Raw genomic sequence first — 22,612 nt, forward strand, 5'->3', positions numbered from 1 at the left:
ATATAAAGATTTTCATTCGTTAAAACTTATACGATAAGCTTATATAGTTATACACATATGTACACATAAGTACATTGAAGTACAATCATATACAGATTATTATGAAAGAGTGATATCTTATGAAATCAAAGGATATAGTAATTGTCGGTATCTTACTGGGAATAGGAGCTATAGTAAGATACTTTTCTCTTATAGCCCCGGGGCCGATCACGAGCAACTTGGTGATAGCGTTCTATAGCCTCGCCATCGTTTTAGTGAGCGTAACGATAATGGAAGCGGTGGGGATCGGTATTGTGGCAGGGATCATCTGCGCGCTTATCAGCCATTCCCTGTTCCCGCCCGCTAACCTTATTAGCGAGCCGATAGGTGCTCTTGTGGCGGTTTTAACGGTCCTGGGAATAACAAAGATCGCAGGACAGAAAGAAAGAAAGGACAGCACGGTTGGAATGGTCTTAACGGGATTGGGCCTAATACTCATGCTGGTCTTCGCAGCGGTGGTCTCACTGGACCCGACAAACGCTTTTGGATTAACGTTCCTGACCACCTCGATCAATAAGATAATATTCGGAGCTGTATCTGTGCTGGTCACACTCGCAGGGCTTTATCTTATTCCGAAGAAACTTCAGGAATATAAAGCAGCAATAACGGCACTTACAGCCACGCTTGCGAGCGGATTATCATTTATAATCGTGGCAGCGATAGTGATATTCCAGATGCCCGGATTCCTTTATACGACAAAAGTGCCTCCCCTTGACGTATTCGTCTTATCTGCACTGCCAATCGTAATTGGATGCGCCATCATAAACATGATACTGGCACACATACTCTACATACCGGCTAAGAAAGCGATGCGTTAAATCATCGCTATTCTTTTCTTTTTCTTTATAATTACAAAGACGATCTCTGTTTAATGTTAACACTCTTTTAAAATACGGAACATTTTCCTGGCTATTTATTCTCAAGAGTAAACCACAAAACAACAATAGTATATACAGAAAATTATATTAATATATAATATAATAATAAATTAAAGCTTAACAGCCTGAGATACAATTAAACAGTATTTACCGGAGGTGAACCTATTTATGGAGACCCAGGAACTGGTGACAATATCGGTCGGAGGTAAAAACGTGAAGGTGCCCAGGAACACCAGCACTTCACAGATAAGAAAGATCTCAGGCCTGGACCAGAGCCATGTGCTTGCAAGATCGACGGAAGGGCTGAACAAGATAGTCCATGGCGATATAAAGGTCTCGGACGGGGACTCTTTCACAGTAGGCCGCTCCTTTACAAAGGGGTCTATGGATGATTCCAGGTTATTGAATGACCTGGATCATCTATCATATGTGTTCAACATAGAAGTGGACGATAAGCTAAACTGGGTCCTTATACATGATTATGGCCTCCCTTCGGGATTTAACAAAGAGACAAGCGACATATTATTGAACGTCGAAGGCTTTCCGTACCTTCCGCCGGGGAACGTGTACGGGGTATACATGGATCTTGGCCTTTTATACAATGGAAAAAAGTTGCCTAATTATTATGACTCCATCGAACGCACCATGTTCGGAAAGTATTGGGCATGGCTATGCACGGGAAAAATGCACTGGAACTCAAAGATCGACAATATCTTTACGTTCCTCATGACACTGGACATAATGTTGAACGAACAGAATGGAATGTCAGCGGAAGTATCGGAAAATGATGAAAAGCCAGCAGAAGTTTAGAGTATCGTCTTCTAAAAAACAGAGGAAGATAGACAGGAATATCAGGGTCGTTTTTCCAGAACCGCTGTATGAAGCTATGTCCGGATCGCTGATCAACGAAGAAAAAGCATCGCATGAATGCTACATTCTTGCACAATGCGGGTATAAGGTCGACGAGTCTAAAAAAAACCTGACATATATGGTTAAAGACCTTTACATCCCGGGACGGGAAGACCTGCTTGAGCAATCCAGCGTAACTGTCACGCCAAAGGCGGATTTTTTAGAAAAGATCTTTTCTGAAGCTTATGAAAACAATAGCACAATAATAGAGATACATTCTCACGTTGACTCAAAGTCGCCGAACTTTTCATGGGTGGACATCGACCACGGCATAGACAACGGCCGGTTTCTAAGGTCGTGTAAGATCAAGTTCGTAATGTGCGTTATCGGCACGGAGGGTTTTTCCATCGCAGAGTATGACAGCGACCATGATTCTCTCGACTTGCCTAAAAAAGCGGTTATCAGCATAATGACGCGCAGCGGTATAAAAGATGTACTTCCCGGAGAAACATCGACCGGATCATCCATAGAGATATCCCCGGTCTATGACAGGCAAGTGTTAATGTGGGGCAAAGAAGGCCAGGAACGCATATGTAACGTATGCGCAGGGATAGTGGGGCTGGGCGGAACGGGTTCTGTCCTCTTACAGATGCTGGCAAGGATGGGAGTGAAAAAGTTCGTGCTCTGCGACGATGATATCATAGAGAGGTCAAACCTTAACAGGCTTCCTTATACATTTAATTCAGACATAGGCAAGAAGAAGATAAAAGCAGCACAAAATTACTTAAAAAAGCTGTCAAAGGACATTGATACTACCCTTCTTAACGGCAAGGTGCAGGAGCACAAAGAAAAGCTAAAAGGGTGCGATATTCTTTTCGGATGTGTCGATTCTGAGGGCGCAAGGCTGATACTTAACGAAATATCTCTAAAATATTTTATACCTTATATCGATACCGGGACTGAGATATTTTGTAGAAATGCCGATAGTGGCTCTAATAGCCTCGACATGGGAGGTCAGGTCAGGGTGGTGATCCCTTCAGTGACCGGATGTCTCGAGTGTATGGGAGGCATAGACAAAGGGAAAGCAGAAATGGACCTGCTGAGGCCCGAAGAGATGAACATTCGGGAAAAAACCGGCTATGTCAATGGGACGGATATTACTCCGGTACCATCGGTGATATCGCTAAATAATATGATCGCATCGATGGCTGTCCAGGAATTTGTGGATATGGTCACAGGCAATGGCTCGCGCCCAAAAGAGTATAACTACATTAAGTATGACTCTGTGGAGCCTGTTCTGGAGAGGATGATATTTGAAAAGGACCCCTCATGCCCGATGTGCGGGAATGGAGGGATACTTGGAGCAGGGGACATTAAGAAGCAATCAAGGCCGCGAATAAAGAACATTGCAGGTAGCGGGTAACAAAATGCACTTTTCCAGCCCTGACATCATGGCCGGCATAATAGCCGGATTATCCCGGAACATGAAAGAACGTGTCGAGTTCGATGACACGAAATGCTGGATAGTCATAAAGAATGTCCGCTTAAGCGATGACTGGAATAAAGAAAGCACGGACATCCTGTTTTTATATGATACGTCAATAAACGACGTAAGCGTTTTTCTGGATTCTGACCTTGAATATATGCGTGATGACAGATGCGAACATATGTTCGAGTTTGACCTGGAGCATAGCGGATGGAAGAAGCTTTGCACATGGGCATATAACGATAAGGCATGCATCGACGACATGAATGAAGTTTTGACAAAAGTGTTATGTATGATGTCACTGCCGTCCATCTGTAGATATCATTGCAAGGCATGAAAGCACGCGCCAGATCGTATGAAAAAGATATTAAGAAATGATGACACCAGAATATTTCAGGAGAAAATGGTGTCTGTAGAGGAAAAATTATCGGATATCGAAAGGCAGAACTATCTGATAAAGCTTCAAAAAGAATTCGCGTTCGCCGGCGCCGTGATACCTTCGGAAATAGTCATAGAAGGCAGGCGCCTGTATTTAAAAAAATTCGTTTTTGAGATGTCTAAGAAAAGAGGAAGCCTGACTTCCGAAGAAATATCAAAGATAGATGAAGCCATATCCATTGCCCGGAAAAAAAGAAAGGAGATAGTGGACAGGCTTACGCGTGAAGACCTCACTGCGGGACAGGCAAAAGAGCTATACGAGAATGCATTAGGTATTAACAGGGCTATCGACACGCTATATATGGCGACCGAGCCGAAGACATCAGTAGATGAGGAAATAAAAAAAGCTAAGATAGAAGAAGGCCGAAGATGGCTGAACATGATCAGGAAGATCTATTCGAGGGAAGAGAAACGAAAAAGGGATTGAGGACAGGATATAAATGAGCTTAAAGAAAAAGACCGGAAAATGCAATCAGTGTGGCAATTGCTGCAGAGATTTTTTCATCGACGTTAATCTTGATCAGGTCACTGACTATGAGTTCATGGACTATATAAAATGGCTTAGCTGCCATATGAACGTTGAAGTAAAGGTAAAGGACCATAAGCGCCGGAAGATAGAGATACAGGTAAAGAACCCGTGTAAGCATCTGGTGGACAATGGTGACGGAACTTATTCATGCGCCATTCAGGAAAATAAGCCGGAAATCTGCAGACATTACCCCGAAGAAGACTATGAGGACGACATCAGCAGTAAATGCGGCTTTAAATTCGTATAAGAGACATTAAAAATATTTATAAACACGAAAATTAATATAACCCAACGAGAGGAAATATGGAAATCTGTAATAAATGTGGTTTACCTAAAGACCTGTGTATATGTGAAGACCTTTCTAAAGAGACGCAAAAAATAAGAGTTTATACAAATACCCGCCGTTTCAAGAAACTGACAACGGTGATAGACGGCATCGATCCGAAGAACGTGAACATTAAAGAGCTCTCCCAAAAATTAAAGACCAAGTTCGCATGCGGCGGCACTATCAAGGATGGCCGCATAGAGCTCCAGGGAGATCATCGGGAAGAGGTCAAAAAACTGCTCGTTTCATATGGCTTTTCTAAAGACCTCATAGAGCTAAAGAGCTAAAAGCCATCATACATCCTGTTGTTAATTGGATGCTCCGTATAGGCTGAGGCCCGGAGCAGTCATACTTTTAGTGCTCTGCCCGGTAAAGTCATTGGTTTAAATGATAATTATCGGATATGATGGCTTGTGATGTGATAATGCCATACCCGGACATACTGTACACCTTCCGGATCGCTATCTTTGACATCCAATCCGGCGATGAAAATATAGATCGATCAATTATTTCTTCAACACCATCTAATTATCCAGCTCGATACGCCTGTCGCAGAAAAGCGTAAGCTGAGATAAGAAGTCAGTGTCGTTGACCGTGCTAAGCGACAATAGTATGCCGTTCATTTTCCACATCCTCATCTTTCCGGTAAGGAAATGGATGAACTTGCTTACACTGGTGTTATTGTTATAGATCAAAAGCGTGGAGACCGAATCCAGCATGATGAACTTATTATCGGTCGATATAGCCTGAATGGCATTACTTATCGCAACAGCCATATCCGTAAGGTCGTTGATACGGTTCAGGAAGAAACACCCGTTCACCTTATCCACGTTGCCGCCCACGGTCTTCGTGATAGCATCTACGAATATTATCATCCTGGTATCGATCCCGGCATCTGCCAGCGACTGCCTGACGCTTTCATATGGCATGTTTACTGTGACGTAAACACCCGGCATCTTTTTTACGTTCACGAAATATTTCAGGATCTCGATCGATGATTGCTTATATATGTAAGGATTCGCTATGACGAGAGATATATCTGGCTCCGGGACGGAACCGAACTCTTGAGTGACCCTCTCTGATATGTTCATCTCCTTTACCGTCATAGTCATAACCTTATAACAATTAACCCAAAAAGACATTATGAATTTTTCATATTAGCCAAATTTTAGTAGTAGCAATTTTTTTAGACTTAAACTATTTAAGACTTTGCTATTCGTGAATTTAGTTGTTATTATTGATGACAGATATAATTTACACAATATTAAATGTTTCAGGAATATGTTGTCAAGTGGTTATATTTTAATATATTGGTCATTAACCGCTTAATAAAATAATATAAATTGATGGATCAGTATCAGAATAAATTATTGTTTTACAATTTACGGCTATAAATGAACCTTATTTAACGATTAACTCGGACATCTAAAGTATGATTTAAAAATCAAGCGTAATATCGTGTTATCCGTGAGTAACCTTGAATTGAATACATAATTATAATATATTGGTAAGTTGAGGTGTGGAAATGACAGATAAACAAAAAGGAGCGATGACTGTCCGTGAAGCCGGTCACAAAGGTGGCGAGACCACTAAATCCCGGTACGGTGAAAAATTTTACGAAGAGATCGGGAGAAAAGGTGGAAAGATCGGCGGAGAGACTACAAAGGAGCGCTATGGCGGAAGTTTTTACGAAGACATCGGCCATAAAGGGGGACAAAAGGTGAAAGAGCTTATTGAGCGCGGAAAAACCATGCGGGGTGAGAAATAGGTGGGGTAGGATAGGGATAGGGAAGGGCGAAAGGCATCTGATAAAGGATATCGTCCGTAAGAGATGCTGGCCGTAAATTCGATGAGCCTCTATGAAAGGATATGGTGAGGAAGAATATTACAAGAGGATAGGGAGAAAATGCGGGCTCACAGGCGGACAGCGTATCAGGGACTTGGCCAATGCCGGAATATCGTCCTTTGACGGATAAACTCCAAAAAGAGATTTCCACGCTTCCTCAAATCCATTATTATCAATCCATGATCAAAGGGAGGGTAATTATAAGGGTAACATTAGAATGTTCGGGTATCCTGTAAGGATATAATTCATCAGGACATATTATTGTTTTCGTACATCAAAGCGGTCTTTTAGTGAACTCGCCGAATTCTTAAGCCATATACGCAATAAATCTGGCATCAAACTATTTTATACGCTCTTTAATCGGGCAAGATTGAAAAATAATAAAATTTTAGGGATAGTATGGCATAGAGTGGGGTGTTTTTATGAACGAAAAAAAGGCAGAAATGACAGTAAGAGAGGCCGGACATAAAGGTGGGTCCACGACAAAGGAGCGTTATGGTGAAAGCTTCTACGAGGAGATCGGTAAAAAGGGAGGAAAGATAGGTGGGAAAAAAGGTGGGACCACCACAAAAGAGCGCTATGGAGAAGGATTCTACGAGGAAATTGGGCGAAAGGGCGGACAAAAGGTCCGTGAGCTCATAAAACGTGGAAAAGAGGCTATGGGAGAAGGAGAAAAATAGCAGATCAGCCGATTGATAATGTCTTCAAAAACATAGGTTCCCAACCTATATTTTTGTTTTGACCGCATGATAGTAGCATGATACGCTACCTGTCATATGCTTTTCGAAGCATGATGGGAGTGAATATTGAAGTGGCAAGCACGATAAGTGCCAGGACTGAATAGATCTGGGTAGTGAGTATACCGATCACAAGCCCTAACTGTCCGATGACAAGCGTATATTCGCCCATTGGCGTCATTGCAAGCCCCATTTTTTTTATTTCTTCATCTTTGTACTCGCCTATCATAGATGCCGATATATATGTGCCTATTAGCTTACTCGCTAATACCGCCATGAGGAGGCCGAGGAATAAGACCACGTCTATAGGTATCGCGGCGATCATAAGGTCAATGTTCTCCGAGGATAGTATCTCCAGGATATTGATCCTCGCACCAGTATAAACGAAAAATATGGGGACGAAGAACCCTTCGCTTACTGCCTCTATCTTAGGGGTTATGACCTTGTATGAGAATTGGGACCTTGCCAGAAGAGTCCCTGCAAGGAAGGCCCCCGTTACCGATGCTACGCCGATGCTGTCGCTGAGGAACGCCACGAAGAATAATATTATGAGCGAGTAAGATATGATGGATTGCTCGTCGGTCGACTTTCTCGAGTACTTTATCAGCCTCTCCGTTATGGACCTTCCGAAACTGAGGACGAATATTATAAAGCCCAGTACAAGCAGGAATAGCTTGAACGCGGACTCGAGGTCTACGCCCGTAGACAGGTAAGAGAGAAACAGCGACAGCGCGAGCATCGCAAAAATATCATCCGTTATACCGACAGCCACGATGCTCTTGAACACCCTGCTGTAGTTATCCCCGAGCTTCGTGAGGACCATAAATCCGATCGCGGTGGATGTGGATATGAAAGAAATGCCGACAAGAAGCGCCACGTTGATGTCGAAGCCCAGCAACGCCGTTATCGTAGATGCCGAAAAGAACGTCAGGCAGCCGCCTATCAGGGACATGAAAGATGCCTTGTAAACATTCTCGCTCATGACCTTTTCAAAATCTACGGCGAGCCCCATGAGGAACATCATGAACAATACGCTTATGTTGAACAGTAGTTCGAAGTCGCCTGTCAGAGTGACGACGTTGAGGCACATGGGACCCAGAGCTATACCGGCCACCATCTGGCCGATCAAGGGAGAGAAGCCTAGCTTGTGGAATAGTTCGCCAAAAGCTTTCCCTAGAAGTAGCATTAACACTAAAGCAAATAGAATCGCTGCCTCTATCAATCCATGTTCCCCTATGTATTGAAAAGAAGACTATTTCTATTTAAAGGTATCATTTAATATTATAATATTGGTATATATTATTAGCAGAAAACTCATTTTTAGATTTAAAATAAAGCTAAAAACGAATAGGAAGCCCTTTTTTTACATTTTATTGACAACTATTTTTATTATCTGCTTAGTAATCTGTCTCATAGTTCATAAGTATACGACAGTTATTATCGATCAAGTCCATCACAAAGGCAACCAGAAAATACAAAGGACTTTTTTAGAGAGTTATCACATACTTAAAAAATTTGTATTTCCTGGTCGTCTTCGTGTCCTCCCATGAAAAACTTTTTGATGGTCTCTGTAAAGACTTGCATGTAACATTCATTATGGGATCGATGTTCTGCAGTTGTGCCTGTCGGATGGCAGGTAGGCACGTAACCTCACAGAAACACAGAACCACAAATTTTTTTTTAGAATTTAAGGTCACGAAAACCCAAAGGTTCACTCACCAAACCACAAATGGCTCCAGTATCACCGTCAACGCACTAAAGTCTCTAATGCACGGCTTAATGCTCGAAGTGCTCTAATTCACTAACGCTAAAACAAGACCCGAACATTCTCCAAAAACACTAAATTTTAACTGCACGGTTGACGCTTACACGACTAATATCCCTGCTATAGGTCAAGGGGAACACAAACCGGGATATTAGACTTTAGTGGTTTGGAGAATGTTCGGGTCTTGTTTTAGCGTTAGTGACTTAGAGAGGTTAGTGCGTTGAGCCGGGCGTTAGGGATATTAGAGCGTTGACGGTGATACTAGAGCCCTTTGTGGTTTGGTGAGTAAATTCTTAGTGCTTTTTGTGCCCTTAAAAATCATATAAAAAAATTTTGTGTTTCCGTGTTTCTGTGAGGTTACGTGCCTACCTGCCATCCGACAGGAACAACCATAAAAACTTCATCTCAAAGACCATTTAGTAAGACACGTTCTTTCATTCTTAAAACCTGAGCAAAACACCGCTCATCAAAGATTTCGTGGTGAAAAAAGAGATAATGGAACAATGGATCAATGGGACTTGCCATTTAGTTCTTTGATGATCTTTTTCATCTTTAGCGCGTCATTCTCAAGTTCCGGCGACTCGCATATTATCCTTGCATTATAATCCCTTTCCGTTAGCACTTCTGCAAGCAGCCTGAAATCAGGGCCGGCGTCTATCGGAAGATGCCTTACTTCCCGGGCGTTTTTATATTCAATACCGGAAAAATGGATATGAAAATCATTCTTTTTAACTGACGATAGTTTATCGAAAACTTCTTCGAAATCGGCCTTTGTCTTTAATGCGCCGTTCCCCCTGGAATGGAGATGGGCAAAATCCAGGACGATGTCAGTGCCCGGAACCTCCCGGATGACATCCATGATGTCGTCAATGCTGCCGAATTCAACTTCGTCCCCGGTCGTCTCCAGGCCGAGTACGGTGTTTATACCTTCGCCCGAGAGCGTTTTACTGACTTCCGTCAAATGCCCTTTTATGACCCCGGGTTCAACTTCACGCGCCGGATGAAATACAACTATACCGGCCCCGAGAACATGAGCTATCCTTGCAGACCTGACAAGCCAGTCTTTACTCTTTTCCTGGGTCTCTTTCTTTTTACTTGCGAGATTGATATAATATGGAGCGTGAACGGAAAGCTTGAGCCCGCATCGCTCCGCGGCTTCGGCCCCGGCCTTTGCAGTCTTCGGGGTCATATATACGTTCCTTACGAACTGCACTTCCATTGCATCCAGGCCGATGTCACAAAGGTATTGTATTCCTGCTTCGGTGCCCCCGCCTTTTGCTCCCTGGGGTATCCCCGCTATCCCGATACTGATCATAAATAACAATATCTGATTATGAACTGAACATTAATAACACTGGTGCATCGAAATGGCAAATGCCGTTAATACTTTGAACTATGTTTATAGGCAGAAAAAGTTTAATTTTTAATGTTATATGACAGATGTACCTATCGCAGTATACGGCTTATGTAAACGTTTCAGGGATTTCGTAGCGGTCGACAGTGTCAGCTTTGAGATAGAAAGCGGCATATTCGGGCTTCTTGGCCCTAACGGGGCTGGTAAGAGCACCATAGTGCTGATGCTGACCACCCTGCTTAAGCCGACATCCGGGAATGCTTTCATATGCGGCTATGACATAAAAAAGGAACCTGTTAAGGTCAGGGAATGTATCAGCTATGTACCGCAGGACCTTGCAGTCGACGATAAGCTTACAGGCAGGGAGAACGTCACTATGTTCGCCAGGCTTTACGGTATCAGGGACCCTGCGAAAAAGGTCAATGAGGTGCTTGATCTTCTGGAGCTTACTGATAAGGCGGATATGCGAACTAACACCTACTCGGGAGGTATGAAAAGAAGACTCGAGCTGGCCCAGGCGCTTGTACACGAGCCCAAGGTCCTGTTTTTCGATGAGCCTACCGTGGGCCTTGATGTCGCCTCCCGGACACGAATATGGTCACATTTAAGAAAGCTGGCGGCAGAAGGTGTCACGATATTTATTACGACGCATTATATGGATGAGGCGGATATGTTCTGTGACAGGGTGGCGATCATAGATCATGGCAGCATTAAAGCCATAGATTCGCCGTCAAATTTAAAAAGCAAGCTGTCAAAGCCCATAGTCACAATAAAAGTGCAGGACACAAATTCGTTTTTCCCCGACCTTTACTATGACGTAGAAGGAATATCTCTTGTGGGTTCGGAAGCGGGTGCGTTAAGGTTCATGGTCGACAACGATCAGCAGGCAATTCCCTATCTTTCGGAAATCATGATAAAGAACGGCATCAAGATCGCATCGATATCCGTTCAGCAGCCGACACTGAATGAGGTGTTTTTAAAGAATATAGAGCCTGTAGAGGAAATGTGGAATAAGAATGCGGGATTGAGATTCAAAAGAATGGTGCGAAGGCGAAAATGATGAGCGGCCTATTACCCGGAGCATACTCGCATTTTGAGCGGGACATAAAAAGATGGATAAGGGGCAGAGTGACTATATTCACATCTTTGATCACGCCTACCGCATGGCTCATATTTGTAGGGCTCACGCTGCCTGCAAAGTTCACGAACGACTATCTTAATTTTATCGCCCCGGGGATCCTTGTAATGACGGTCCTGTTTTCCTCTTTGCAGGGCGGGATATTCCTGTCATTTGACAAAGTCCTCGGATATCTTAATAAGTTCCTTGCGCTGCCGTCGCCCCGTGAGAGCATCCTTTTCGGAAAAGTGCTTTTCATTATTACAAGAAGCCTTTTACAGGTAACCATCATATTTACGATAGCGCTGCTTCTGGGCGCGGTAGTTAATACCGGGATGGCCGGAATGGCCGCGATATATATCGGACTCTTCCTGTTCGGCTGCCTTATCTCTTCTTTTGCCATAACCATCGCGATACTTGCAGAAGATTTCGAGACATATTCTGCCATTAACGGCCTGATAAGCATGCCGCTATTCTTTGCCAGCACTGCGCTCATGCCGCTGGACACTATGCCCGGATGGTTAAGAGTCCTTGCATCCATAAACCCGGTCAGCCATATCATCAACGCGATAAGGGCGTTATTCCTCGGGGATTGGGGAGCGGGGATCGAAGGAATCTTAAAAATAGCGCTGATGGCCATTATTATGGTATCTGTCAGCGTCATTATTTTTAGAAAAGCTACTGTTGACTAGGCATCCAGCTTATTTTTAATGATGTCAGGCAACTCGCCGGCACCATGTGCGATAACAGCCCCTGCGGACATTATCTTTTCCCTTATTTTACTGGCCTCGCCGTTTGTGAAATCCTTTTCCGTAGATATCTCATCCTCGACCATAATGACGGGCTTCGAGCCGGCGATCTCGCTCACTGCCTCAAGGTTCTTAAGGTTACCCCAGCCGACCGGCACGTCGGAGACGACTATCACGTCGGCGTTTTTCATCATCTCGATATTTTGTGCATACGCCTCGGGGGTTATCGGTGAGAAAGGAGCCTCTATCACGGTCTTGATGTTTAGCTGCATGGCTGCCTCATAATCAGAGTCCAGCACGTTAAGCACGCCAGCGGACACGTCATAGCCTTTTGAAAGCAATGAATACATTATCTGTGTGCCGGTACCGGCACCTGATATAAGGTGCACTTTCTTTCCGGATACTTTTTCTTTAGGCTCGTTCGAGTTAAGGAGAGTTATATACACGAAACCTGTCAGCGGATGCCTTCTGACAAGGACGTTCGCGCAGAATGCCTTCCGTATATTATCCCGGGTAAGGACGTCTTCCGGTCTTCCCGCGCACAATATCTTATTCTCATGCAGAAGTATGAGGCGGTCGCAGTATCTGGCCGCGAGGTTAAGGTCATGGATGACCATTATGACCTCAAGCCCGTTGTTCTTCTTTAATCGCTCGATGAGCTCGAGGACCTCTATCTGATGGTTAATGTCAAGATGTGAGACAGGCTCGTCCAGAAGCAGCACGCCCGGCTCCTGTGCCAGCGCCCTGGCGATTATGACCCTTTGTCTCTCGCCACCGCTCAATTCGGATATGAGCCGGTCCTTGAGATGCAGCGTACCGGTTTGCTCCATGCATGTATATGCGACGTCATAGTCTTTTTTACTCTCCATGCCGAACCGCTTTATATGCGGGTTCCTGCCCATGAGCACGATGTCAAGGCACGAGAACTCAAAATCAACGTTAGTGTCCTGGGGGACGACTGCCAGGTTTTTGGCCAGATCTTTACTGGACATCTTAGAGATATCCTTTTCACATAGTATGATATTTCCCGAGGCGGGCTTTATTATCTTACTGATCGCCTTGAGCAGGGTGGATTTTCCGGATCCGTTGGGGCCGATTATGCCTATACACTCTCCCCTGTTCGTTCCGAAATCTATGTTCTCCAGGACTTTTATTTCCCCATAGTTACAGCTTATATCTTTAACGTTTAGCACTGTCTCACCCTATAAAGGACTCTTTTTCTTTTTCCTCAGCAAGTAAATGAAGAACGGCGCGCCTATCAAAGCCGTTATAATGCCTACCGGCAACTCCGTAGGCTGTATGATCACTCTTGAGAACGTATCCGCCACAGTTAAGAATATCGCTCCCATGAGCACCGAGGACGGAATTAATATCCGGTGATCGGGGCCGACTATCAGCCGCATTATGTGAGGTATGACCAGCCCCACAAATCCTATGATGCCGCTTACCGATACCGCCACGGCAGCCACGAGAGATGTAAGGCCGATCATAAAAATCTTGATGATCGATACGTCCGTGCCCAGATGCGACGCTGTCTCGTCGCCGAGAAGCAGCACGTTCAGGTCGCGTGAAAAGAACGTGATGATCAGAATAGATATGATAGCTACAGGACCGAGCACCATCACATCGTCCCATCCGCCGCTCCATAAGGCCCCCATTATCCAGTAGACGATCTGGTGTAAGCTGTTGCCTCCTACGTACATCATGAAAGACGTCATGGCCGAGAAAAATGCGGATACGGCGATTCCGGACAATAACAATGTCTCAACAGGCACCTTATTTCCTTTCTTTGCGATGCCGAATACCAGGAAAGAGCAGATCATCGCCCCGATGAACGAGCCCAGCGGAACGCCTACTGTCAAGAACTGGGCGCTGATGCCCATGACTATGACTATTGATGCCCCGAACGCTGCCCCGGAGGATATTCCAAGAATATACGGGTCCGCCATCGGGTTCCTGAATATGGCCTGGGCGGTCACGCCGGCGACGGCAAGCGATGCGCCTACGAGAATGCCAAGCAGGACTCTGGGAAGCCTCACTGCCATAATGATGTTTTCTTGACTTGTCGTCCAGGTCTTCGCTATATTTATTATATGCGGAAGCTGGACATGGAATGATAGATCGCCAATGCCCAATGTAAATGTCAGATCTTTACATAATAGCGGTACATTTGATAAAATGATAAGTAAGACGTTATCAGGGCTTATCTGGACCGGGCCGATAGCAGTGGAGATAACTACCACGGAAATAAGAGCGATTATTAATACGACGATAATGATGGTCCACTTATACGATGTTTTTTCCATAAGTTCACCAGTAGTTAAGGAAAAATTGGGCTTTATCAATTTTTTTTAAATGATTATGCGTTCATGATATATATCTATTACTTAGCGAGTATGCACACAGGGAGCCCTTTGTAGTATTATCGGGTTACCTTTTTATATTTGATATGGTGTATAAAGTTAAGACGCGAAATCTAACAGGGATAGTTTTATTCCTGCGGGATAGTCATATAATTGATAGAAGAGTTTTTCCTAACATACGCTGGGATAGCCAAGTCAGGTCAACGGCGGCAGACTCAAGATCTGCTCCTGCAGAGGTTCATCGGTTCGAATCCGGTTCCCAGCACTTTCAATAAAATTTTCCAGATTAAAAAAGCAAGATGGGAAGCTTAATGCTTCCCCGATATTAGCCTGTTAAACATCTCCCCTGACCACAAGCACAGGGCATGGTGCCTTTTTCACCACTTCTTCCGATACGCTGCCCATCAGCAGGTGCTCCAGGCCGGTCTTACCCAGGTTACCCACGACTATAAGTCCGACATCTTCTTTTTCGGCCTGTTTGATTATCTCTTGAGCAGGATATCCGCGAACTATACTTGTAGAGACGTTTACGCCAGCCTCTTTCCCTTTTTCTACGGCATATGCCAGGGCTTCTTCGCCTTCAGCCCTCAGCATCTCGTTGGCCCCCTCATATCCTGTTATATCATCATGGTGGCTTAAAGCGAATAGCTCGAGCGATTTCATGTTGATGACATACAGGGCAAGTACATCATAGCCCTGCTTGATGGCTACCTGTATCCCGTGATCGACGGCTTTTTTGCTGTATTTCGAGCCGTCAGTTGCTATTAATATTTTAGCTTTCAATATTACACCCCTGTCCGCAGTTATTGCATATTTTATCGGCGCTGCATGGTTCAAGCTGTATGACCACGCTCGTTCTCGGAAGCTTTTCCTTTATATCGTTCTTAATGCGCTCCGAAATGGCGTTCGCGTCCTCTACGCTAAGGTTTCTGGATACTACCAGGTGAAGGTCGATGAACCTGTCCGATCCCGACTTTCTGGTACGCATCTCATGGAAGCTTACATGCTCGCCGGAATATCCTGTAATGATCTCTTCGATCGTCTTTTCCTCATCCTCCGGCAGCTTTGCGTCAAGCAGGTCTTTTACGGACTTGACTGTCAGCTCGATAGCGGCCTTGATGATGAACAACGCGACAAGGATAGCCAGTATCGGGTCCAGTATCGCGATTCCGGTCAGCTTGATGGCGACAAGCCCGAGGAATATTCCCCCGGATGTGAGCACGTCAGTCCTTAAGTGCCATGCGTCCGCTTCAAGGGCAATGCTTTCAGTCTTCTTAGCGGTCTTCATGAGTTTCTGTGATACGAAGATGTTCACTATCATGGATATGAGCATTACGAGGATACCGAGGCTTACGTCCTCCATCTCTACGCCGTGCGAAAGCTTGCCGTAAGCTTCCTTTATTATGAGCGCGGCTGCGATGAATATCAGTAACGCTTCTATTGTCCCCGATATGTTCTCTATCTTGCCGTGGCCGAAAGCGTGTTTCCGGTCAGGCGGCCTGCTCGAGGTCCTGACAGAAAAGTACGCGATGATAGCAGCCACCAGGTCTATGCCTGAGTGGATCGCCTCTGATATCACACTTACCGAGCCTATCATGAACCCGGCTACAAGTTTCAGGATGACCAGGCATGTGTTCGATATGATCGATAATAGTGCTGTACTTGTTTTTTCCTTATTCAGGAGTTCTATATCATTCAACTGGTTTACCATATTTTCTCCCGTCAAAATGCGGTAAACCTTTCGATAAGCGCTCATTCTATTTAGGGTTTTCTATATAGAGACCGGGAGTGAATTATTGAAGCATGAATTAAACTTACAAGCCAATATTTTTAGGTTAATTATGAGACTTATATGTAAAATAGAGGGATTCTTATTAAAAAATACAGGCAAAAGGGCCTACGACATTCGTGGATTATAGAAAACCCTATAACCCTTCTGTCCCCACACCTTCATGCCTTCTCTCAGGTTATAGACATTCGTATAGCCCATTTGAACCAGCTTCTCGGCAGCAATATCGCCCATCCTGCCGCTGCGGCAATAGATCACTATAGTCGCGCCTTTATCCTGAGGGAGCCTATCACTATATTTTTCGATCTCATTATAGGGTATGAAAAGGTCTGTGTGCGGGATCTCTCCTTCGTAAGGGACGTGAACGTTTATCATCACGATATTTCCATCAGGCATAACTCTGTGAAGTTGCTCAGAATTTATGATACGATAACTGCCTCCGGGAACGCTCACGACCTGGCCGTCCAGTTCAGCGCATGACGTTTGAATTGATAATATTACGACCATGATCATCAGAATGCCTAATATTAATGCCATTCTTTTCATAATATCCATCCTCTCGAATATACGTCCCTGATATGCTTTTAATAAGAGACAATAATAAAAGGACCTAGATATTTATAATATTTTGTAAATATAAATAAAATCAGGAGGTGAGGAACTGGCTGGAGCAAAGATGGATCCGATGGCATTCGGAGTGGCCGGTGCTGTGATATCTGCCGTTATCATGCTTTTGCTTGGTATACTCGGTAATTTAGGCGTTTACATGGGAGCCGTTGAGCAGATGGAAAAGTGGCACATGTCCTTTGGCCTGAGCATAACAGGCATTATCGGCGGGATAATAGAAGCGGCAATCATCAGCTTCATATTCTTATATGCTTTCGCATATGTATATAATATGATACAAAAAGAATAAAGATAGTTTTTAGGAGAAAAATAGCCGGGATACTACAATAGCTTTATCTCGCTTTCGAGCCTTTCGACCTCTGCCTGGTGATACTTGAGATTCTTTAAAGCTTCGGCGTCGCCAGGGGCCGACTCGATCTTTTTCTTCCAGAAATTCAGCTTGGCCTTCTCCAGTTCCAGCTCGTTCTGTGCTGTCGGTTCCTTTTGATACTTACTGTCCGCCTCTTTCACTTCTTCATTGTAAACGTTAGTCATGGTAAGACCCTCTATAGTATATATTATCAAAGACCATATATTTACATTACTTTCCGGTAACGGATAATTAAGAAAAAGTAAATATCGAATTTATTAAATATCTGTGCTTTCTGCGTACAGGATCCTGCCGGTAATATGGTTTTTATACTCCCTGATGCCTGCGAAGCCGCTGCTCCTGCAATAAGGACATTTGCCGAACATCTTCATGTACGTTTCATTCACGGTCTTCTTACAGCTTGTGCAGCAGATACCTTCAAAAACGTCTATCCTGCCTAAGCCAATAGCTTTTGCTACATCTTCAAGATTTTCTGACATATGCTATATACCCCCCGGTATTACGCTTATCAAGCGATAATTAGTTAATAGCTTTTATGGTATTTAAAAATATGGATTATTCCAAAAAATCAGATTAAAAATCCTATCAGTACCGATCAGATCACACAAAAAACATTCGCTTTAATAGATCCTTCCGTGAGCAAGCAATCCGTTCACATATAAAAGTATACGACCGTCGCTGATCTCTTCATCCCTTTCCTTCATCTTTTGTATGAGCTCTTGCGGAGGATCTACCTTCTTGTCGTTAATATAGAACCACGCCTCTATCTTAGAAGGCATCAGTTCCGAGCCCGTCTCTCTCGCGTGGATCCGGTAACGGACGTTACTAAAGACATAATCTTCGATGTAATACTCTCGCTCGTCCGAGTTGAACATCTCCCCTCTGTTATCCTGATCTATCATACCTATACTAAAATTTTCCAGCATGCGCGGAAGATGAAGACGAAACATATTATCCCCGATAGTAAAGAAAAGTGGTTGGTTCTCCATGAACATCATCTCTTTTAATATATAACAATTATTTATATATCAATAGTATTATAATTAACCTGCTTTGAGCGTAAGAATATACCTGTTCCCCTCATGAATTTTTCCCGGCACCCTTTCATCTATAGATATGCTGCCGTGGAATCTGCCTACAAGGTTCCGGATAAAATACATCCCGATACCTATCTGCCCCGTCCTGGGGCATTTATAGATCTCTTTGCTCAGTATGATCCCGTCTTTAGCTTTTTCAAGGCCTGGCCCCGTATCCTCAAAGATGACATTATAAGTATCACCCTCGATTTTTACCCTTATGTCGATCACACCGTTCCTGTCTATCCTTCTAACGATAGTTTCCAGGATGTTATAGAACAGGTCTCTCAACAGCTTATTTGCTCTGACCCGGTGCACAGGATTGACTTCCGAGTTTATCCGGACAGGTTTCCTTAACGACTCCGCAAGGGCATAAGCGTCTATTATCGCGTTATCCATGGACTCCTTGATGCTTACGGATTCGATCATTTCAGGCTCTACTCTGCGTAATTTCCTCACATTCTCTATCAATGAGTTAACGCGGTAGATCGAGCTCACTGCGCTGGATATATATTGCTCGGCCTCTTCCTTGGACTTTCCCGGGACAAACTCCAGATAGCCGAGGGCGGCCTGGTTCGCGTTCGTGATGTCATGGCACATGAGATCGATATACAGCTCTATCTCATCACGGGCGTTCACGAGGTTTTCCTCGAATATGATCTTCCTCAGGCTTACCGATAGCTGGTTTGAGACTATCTTTAAAAGATTGACCTCTTCAGGCGAAGGCTTATATGATGTCGATATGACCAGTACCCCGACAAGTTCATCACGCTCGACGAGCGGAACAGTTACGACCGTGGTGATACCAAGCCGCCTGGATTCAGCCAGCAGCTTTTCCGACACCGTGCCTTCCCTGATGTCTTTGATTATTATCTTATTAAGATATGCAGACCTCCCTGCAAGGCCTTTTTCATTAGGGCTCACCCTTTGATAGGCTAAGAGTGACTTAAGCATCGGGCTATATCCCCGACTGTCGGCGAGTTCAAGGACGCCGTTATTATGTATCAGTATGGCGATGGTCCTGTACCCCAGTGTCTCCCCTATAATATCGAGGGCTTTGGCTATCAGGTCTTTAGAGGTTGTCGACGATACGGTCAGGACGGATATATTCAATAATGTCTGAAGCGTCGTAACGTCCCTGAACGCTATAAGGTCGCTTACCTTGTTATCCAGTTCATCGAAGGTCGGGAGGCACTCTATCTCAAAATACCTCTTCCTGTTATTAGGCCCGATGTCCGAGAACACCTGGCCCTTGATGCATCCTTCCGATGCACCCGTGAACAGCATATTTAAGTTTTTACCGAGCAAGCTACCATGATTTGAGAACCAGTCTTCGAAGGTCTTGTTTACCCAGACTACCCGGTTCTCATGGTCAATAACACAGATAGCGTCGGTTATTTCACTGATCATTTAAATAAGGTTTGAACCGGCTACATTAAAAATTTTTTCATAATAATAATTTGAACATTAAAAAATTATAGGTCAAGTCCTTGATAATTTAATGAATTTTAGTTCTTCTGAGCTATTTAAAAAATATTTGTAGTGCCTTTTCGGATGGCAGGTAGATACTAACCTCACAAAAACACGGAAACACTAAAATTTTTTCAGATTTTAAGGGCACGAAAGCTCTAAAGATTAACTAACTAAACCTCTAGGGCTCTAGTATCACCGTCAACGGGCCAACGTCTCAAACGCACGGCTCAACGCTCAAAGTGCCCTAATTCACCAACGCTAAAACAAACCCCGAACCTCCCCAAAGCACGAAAATATAGATCACTGTTTGTGTTGCGCCTTGTTTATCATCATATCCGGTATGCTTCAGTCGATCCATACGTCAACCGCGTTATTAAACTTTGGTGGTTTTGGGGAGGTTCGAGTCTTGTTTTAGAGTTAGTGACTTAGAGAATTTAGTGTGTTGAGCCGAGCGTTTGAGACGTTGGCGCGTTGACGGTGATACTAGAGCCTTAGAGGTTTGGCGAGCCAATCTTTTGGTGTCTTTGAGACCTTAAAAAATAATATAAAAATTTTAGTGTTTCCGTGTTCTTGTGAGGTTAGTATCTACCTGCCATCCGAAAGGAATAACCTAAAAAAGATCATACTATAAAGCAAATGAGTTGATAAAATTAAAAGAAAATGCGGTTTAATAACCGCGAATCTCTGATCTTATCCTTTCAAGCTCAGCTATACGCTTCTCAATGGGCGGGTGAGTGGAGAAAAGCTCCATTAAGCCCCGTCCTGTCAGGGACTGTATGCAAAGGCATTTTGCCGAGGTTAAAGATGATACGCTGGAAGGCGAATACCTCGCACCGGATATCTTTTTTAAGGCGTTTATAAGCCCGTCCGGATTTCCGGTCGCATAAGCCGCTCCCCTGTCCGCCCCATATTCCCTGTAGCGGGATATGGTGTTTACCAGTATCACTCCCAGAGTGTTGGACAGCAGGATCGATATCATCCATGCAGTGTAGCTTGACCCATAGCTACTATCGCTTCCTCTGGCCATGAACGAGGACAGCAGGATATATATCACAAAGCTTACCAGAGATACGACAAAGCTGGCAAAGGTCACTACGAACATGTCCCGGTTCTTTATATGTGACAGCTCATGGGCAAGGACGCCTTCAAGCTCACGCTCGTTAAGCACGCGCAAGATGCCGGTCGTAACGGCTACTACGGCGTTCTTTCTGTTCCTGCCCGTCGCGAAAGCGTTCGGCATATCGTTTTGCATTATGGCGATCCTTGGCTTAGGAAGTCCCATCTGCGAACATAGCTTTTCTATTATAGCATGAAGTGCCGGCGCTTCTACATCTTTCACTACTTTCGCACCGGTACTCCAGAGCACGAGCTTGTCCGAGAAGAAATATTGTATGAACAGGAAACCTCCTGATAGGAGAGCTATTAAGAACGGGCTTACGTTAAAATAGATAAGTACTCCTACCGCGAGGAATAACAGAACGAACAGTGTTCCGTAGACAAAGATCTTTCTGATTGTCATCCCCCATTTTGTATACATGGTTCAATCACCTTGGCTAATTTTCAAATGTTGATATTAAATACTTTGCGATTATAATACAAGGATCTGGTGTTTAGATAGATCTACCAGCTCCTGAATTAAATATATGTGTTAATTATATATTTAATAATCTTTTGAAAAAAAGATTCAATTATCATCCTTTTTAGACCAGACCTTTCTCACCCATAAGTAGGAAATAACTGTAGCCAGCAGCGTGCTCAATCCTAATAAATAAAAATACACGTCCCCGGAACCTTCCACCATAGAGCTTAGCCTGGGGCTGCTGCTAACTATCGTAGCTATAGTGTTCGGGACCAGGAAAGCCGTACCTAAGACCGTGAGATAAGCCGTCACGATCGCGAACTTGTTGTTCATGGTCTGTAGCTGGTTGTTATATATGCTCTGCATCACCTCAAGTCCCGACGCGAGCACGTTCGACATTTGTTCGGATAGCTCTATGTGCCTGTCAATGTTATCCGATAGTATGCCTATCCTGCCCAGCAGCTTTTCATCGTCAGTTATGAGGTCCGCGTCACCGTAACGCAACGAGTCCACCACGTCCTTGGTCGCCCACAGTACATTGAGATAATCTATCAGCACGTGCTTCATTTCATAGATCTCATGTGCGAGCTGCTTTTTGCTGATATTCTCGTCGATGAGCTTCTTGCTGATGTCGTCGCCGCGTTTCTCTATCTCCCGGAGGTACTCAAAGTTACGGTCATTGTTCTCGTCGATGATCCTTTCAAGGATGAGCGTCATCTGCTCTAGCCTGGGCTCTGACCTCAATTTCTTAAGGAACGGCCCCGCATACCTTGAGAATTTCAGCAGCCTCACTATATCTTCATTATGTACGGTCACAACGAAGTTGTCCCTTACGAGAATTATCAGGGGACGCACAGTGATCTCCAATCCGTTAAGGGCGACGGCCGGAAGCATTATCCCCAGTTCAGTGTCCGCGTCTTCGTAAGAAGAGAAGAAACCCGATAATAGTTTTTGTATGGGGATCTGGGTGAAACCCATCGTGTGAGATATTTTTTCCAGCTCTTTTTCCAGGTCTTTAGTAGTGCAGTCTATCCAGGCTACGCTGGAGTTCTTTATCGGTGCGAGATAGTCGGTCAAAGAAAGATTTGTTAACTTTTCCACACTACCGTCAGCCTTTAAATGAACGCAAAAACTTGAGGACGTCTTTAAAGAGTCCAGTTGCACTGTCTGTAAGACCTGGTCATCCATAGCGGCCTTTCTCCATGCTGGTGATTGGTTAAATA

General features: G+C 44.2%; 26 protein-coding genes and 1 tRNA gene. 13 read left to right on the plus strand and 14 right to left on the minus strand.

Features of this window, described 5'->3' with window-relative positions; genetic code table 11:
- Window positions 1-119: 119 nt before the first annotated feature.
- The 7 genes from CUJ83_RS16000 (at window position 120) to yciH (ending at window position 4,831) form a co-directional block, all read left to right on the plus strand.
- Window positions 120-857 carry a hypothetical protein gene (locus tag CUJ83_RS16000; protein ID WP_230741800.1) on the plus strand — a complete coding sequence of 246 codons (738 nt, stop codon included), beginning with the start codon at window positions 120-122 and terminating at the stop codon, window positions 855-857.
- Window positions 858-1,085: 228 nt separating this feature from the next.
- A complete protein-coding gene (locus CUJ83_RS08135) occupies window positions 1,086-1,727 on the plus strand; it encodes an E2/UBC family protein (RefSeq protein WP_230741801.1) in 642 nt (213 codons plus the stop codon).
- Window positions 1,702-3,189, plus strand: coding sequence for a HesA/MoeB/ThiF family protein (locus CUJ83_RS08140; RefSeq protein ID WP_230741802.1), 1,488 nt, complete (start codon window positions 1,702-1,704; stop codon window positions 3,187-3,189). The genes CUJ83_RS08135 and CUJ83_RS08140 overlap by 26 nt, the downstream gene beginning before the upstream one ends.
- A 4-nt stretch (window positions 3,190-3,193) precedes the next feature.
- Window positions 3,194-3,589: a hypothetical protein gene (locus CUJ83_RS08145; RefSeq protein ID WP_230741803.1), complete on the plus strand. Its 396-nt coding sequence runs from the start codon at window positions 3,194-3,196 to the stop codon at window positions 3,587-3,589.
- An 18-nt stretch (window positions 3,590-3,607) separates the two neighbouring features.
- On the plus strand, window positions 3,608-4,117 hold the full coding sequence (locus tag CUJ83_RS08150) for a DUF5788 family protein (RefSeq protein ID WP_230741804.1): 510 nt from the start codon (window positions 3,608-3,610) through the stop codon (window positions 4,115-4,117).
- Between the two features lie 13 nt (window positions 4,118-4,130).
- A complete protein-coding gene (locus CUJ83_RS08155) occupies window positions 4,131-4,466 on the plus strand; it encodes a YkgJ family cysteine cluster protein (RefSeq protein WP_230741805.1) in 336 nt (111 codons plus the stop codon).
- Between the two features lie 56 nt (window positions 4,467-4,522).
- Complete coding sequence (yciH, locus tag CUJ83_RS08160) at window positions 4,523-4,831, plus strand: stress response translation initiation inhibitor YciH (protein ID WP_230741806.1); 309 nt, start codon at window positions 4,523-4,525, stop codon at window positions 4,829-4,831.
- A gap of 237 nt (window positions 4,832-5,068) precedes the next feature.
- Here the strand turns inward: yciH and CUJ83_RS08165 are convergent, their stop codons facing one another.
- Entirely contained in the window at window positions 5,069-5,635 is a 567-nt protein-coding gene (locus CUJ83_RS08165; protein WP_230741807.1) for a DUF7504 family protein, read from the minus strand.
- Window positions 5,636-6,069: 434 nt separating this feature from the next.
- Here CUJ83_RS08165 and CUJ83_RS08170 point away from each other — a divergent pair, with 434 nt between their 5' ends.
- Both CUJ83_RS08170 and CUJ83_RS08175 read left to right on the plus strand, forming a co-directional pair.
- Window positions 6,070-6,312 (plus strand): hypothetical protein, encoded by a 243-nt coding sequence (locus tag CUJ83_RS08170; RefSeq protein ID WP_230741808.1) that lies wholly within the window; start codon window positions 6,070-6,072, stop codon window positions 6,310-6,312.
- A gap of 500 nt (window positions 6,313-6,812) precedes the next feature.
- Entirely contained in the window at window positions 6,813-7,070 is a 258-nt protein-coding gene (locus CUJ83_RS08175; RefSeq protein ID WP_230741809.1) for a hypothetical protein, read from the plus strand.
- 85 nt (window positions 7,071-7,155) lie between these two features.
- Here the strand turns inward: CUJ83_RS08175 and CUJ83_RS08180 are convergent, their stop codons facing one another.
- Window positions 7,156-8,349 carry a cation:proton antiporter gene (locus CUJ83_RS08180; RefSeq protein WP_230741810.1) on the minus strand — a complete coding sequence of 398 codons (1,194 nt, stop codon included), beginning with the start codon at window positions 8,347-8,349 and terminating at the stop codon, window positions 7,156-7,158.
- A 1,051-nt stretch (window positions 8,350-9,400) separates the two neighbouring features.
- Entirely contained in the window at window positions 9,401-10,207 is an 807-nt protein-coding gene (locus CUJ83_RS08185; protein ID WP_230741811.1) for a TIM barrel protein, read from the minus strand.
- A 118-nt stretch (window positions 10,208-10,325) separates the two neighbouring features.
- On the opposite strand from CUJ83_RS08185, the gene CUJ83_RS08190 reads away from it, so the two are divergent.
- Window positions 10,326-11,306, plus strand: coding sequence for an ATP-binding cassette domain-containing protein (locus tag CUJ83_RS08190; RefSeq protein ID WP_230741812.1), 981 nt, complete (start codon window positions 10,326-10,328; stop codon window positions 11,304-11,306).
- Window positions 11,306-12,055, plus strand: a complete 750-nt coding sequence (locus CUJ83_RS08195; RefSeq protein WP_230741813.1) for an ABC transporter permease — start codon at window positions 11,306-11,308, stop codon at window positions 12,053-12,055. Before CUJ83_RS08190 ends, CUJ83_RS08195 begins: the two co-directional genes overlap by 1 nt.
- Here the strand turns inward: CUJ83_RS08195 and CUJ83_RS08200 are convergent.
- Both CUJ83_RS08200 and CUJ83_RS08205 read right to left on the minus strand, forming a co-directional pair.
- Window positions 12,052-13,305, minus strand: a complete 1,254-nt coding sequence (locus CUJ83_RS08200) for a heme ABC transporter ATP-binding protein (RefSeq protein WP_230741814.1) — start codon at window positions 13,303-13,305, stop codon at window positions 12,052-12,054. The two genes, CUJ83_RS08195 and CUJ83_RS08200, sit on opposite strands and share 4 nt — an antisense overlap.
- 9 nt (window positions 13,306-13,314) lie before the next feature.
- Window positions 13,315-14,418 carry a FecCD family ABC transporter permease gene (locus tag CUJ83_RS08205; protein WP_230741815.1) on the minus strand — a complete coding sequence of 368 codons (1,104 nt, stop codon included), beginning with the start codon at window positions 14,416-14,418 and terminating at the stop codon, window positions 13,315-13,317.
- Window positions 14,419-14,655: 237 nt separating this feature from the next.
- On the opposite strand from CUJ83_RS08205, the gene CUJ83_RS08210 reads away from it, so the two are divergent.
- Window positions 14,656-14,740: transfer RNA gene (locus tag CUJ83_RS08210), tRNA-Leu, on the plus strand.
- A gap of 68 nt (window positions 14,741-14,808) precedes the next feature.
- Here CUJ83_RS08210 and CUJ83_RS08215 read toward each other — a convergent pair.
- From CUJ83_RS08215 to CUJ83_RS08225, 3 genes are all read right to left on the minus strand, one after another.
- Window positions 14,809-15,258 carry a universal stress protein gene (locus tag CUJ83_RS08215; protein ID WP_230741816.1) on the minus strand — a complete coding sequence of 150 codons (450 nt, stop codon included), beginning with the start codon at window positions 15,256-15,258 and terminating at the stop codon, window positions 14,809-14,811.
- A complete protein-coding gene (locus tag CUJ83_RS08220; RefSeq protein ID WP_230741817.1) occupies window positions 15,248-16,186 on the minus strand; it encodes a cation diffusion facilitator family transporter in 939 nt (312 codons plus the stop codon). The genes CUJ83_RS08215 and CUJ83_RS08220 overlap by 11 nt, the downstream gene beginning before the upstream one ends.
- 186 nt (window positions 16,187-16,372) lie before the next feature.
- A complete protein-coding gene (locus CUJ83_RS08225; RefSeq protein WP_230741818.1) occupies window positions 16,373-16,810 on the minus strand; it encodes a rhodanese-like domain-containing protein in 438 nt (145 codons plus the stop codon).
- A 130-nt stretch (window positions 16,811-16,940) separates the two neighbouring features.
- On the opposite strand from CUJ83_RS08225, the gene CUJ83_RS08230 reads away from it, so the two are divergent.
- A complete protein-coding gene (locus CUJ83_RS08230; RefSeq protein ID WP_230741819.1) occupies window positions 16,941-17,180 on the plus strand; it encodes a hypothetical protein in 240 nt (79 codons plus the stop codon).
- 32 nt (window positions 17,181-17,212) lie between these two features.
- Here the strand turns inward: CUJ83_RS08230 and CUJ83_RS08235 are convergent, their stop codons facing one another.
- From CUJ83_RS08235 to CUJ83_RS08260, 6 genes are all read right to left on the minus strand, one after another.
- Window positions 17,213-17,425: a hypothetical protein gene (locus CUJ83_RS08235; protein WP_230741820.1), complete on the minus strand. Its 213-nt coding sequence runs from the start codon at window positions 17,423-17,425 to the stop codon at window positions 17,213-17,215.
- A 93-nt stretch (window positions 17,426-17,518) separates the two neighbouring features.
- Window positions 17,519-17,740, minus strand: coding sequence for a hypothetical protein (locus tag CUJ83_RS08240; protein WP_230741821.1), 222 nt, complete (start codon window positions 17,738-17,740; stop codon window positions 17,519-17,521).
- A gap of 141 nt (window positions 17,741-17,881) precedes the next feature.
- Window positions 17,882-18,250 (minus strand): hypothetical protein, encoded by a 369-nt coding sequence (locus CUJ83_RS08245; RefSeq protein WP_230741822.1) that lies wholly within the window; start codon window positions 18,248-18,250, stop codon window positions 17,882-17,884.
- A 54-nt stretch (window positions 18,251-18,304) separates the two neighbouring features.
- Window positions 18,305-19,747 carry a GAF domain-containing protein gene (locus CUJ83_RS08250; RefSeq protein ID WP_230741823.1) on the minus strand — a complete coding sequence of 481 codons (1,443 nt, stop codon included), beginning with the start codon at window positions 19,745-19,747 and terminating at the stop codon, window positions 18,305-18,307.
- Window positions 19,748-20,477: 730 nt separating this feature from the next.
- Entirely contained in the window at window positions 20,478-21,347 is an 870-nt protein-coding gene (locus tag CUJ83_RS08255) for a M48 family metalloprotease (RefSeq protein ID WP_230741824.1), read from the minus strand.
- Window positions 21,348-21,494: 147 nt separating this feature from the next.
- Window positions 21,495-22,577, minus strand: coding sequence for a CorA family divalent cation transporter (locus tag CUJ83_RS08260; RefSeq protein ID WP_230741825.1), 1,083 nt, complete (start codon window positions 22,575-22,577; stop codon window positions 21,495-21,497).
- Window positions 22,578-22,612 lie beyond the last annotated feature (35 nt).

Source organism: Methanooceanicella nereidis (genome assembly GCF_021023085.1).
Lineage (GTDB): Archaea > Halobacteriota > Methanocellia > Methanocellales > Methanocellaceae > Methanooceanicella > Methanooceanicella nereidis.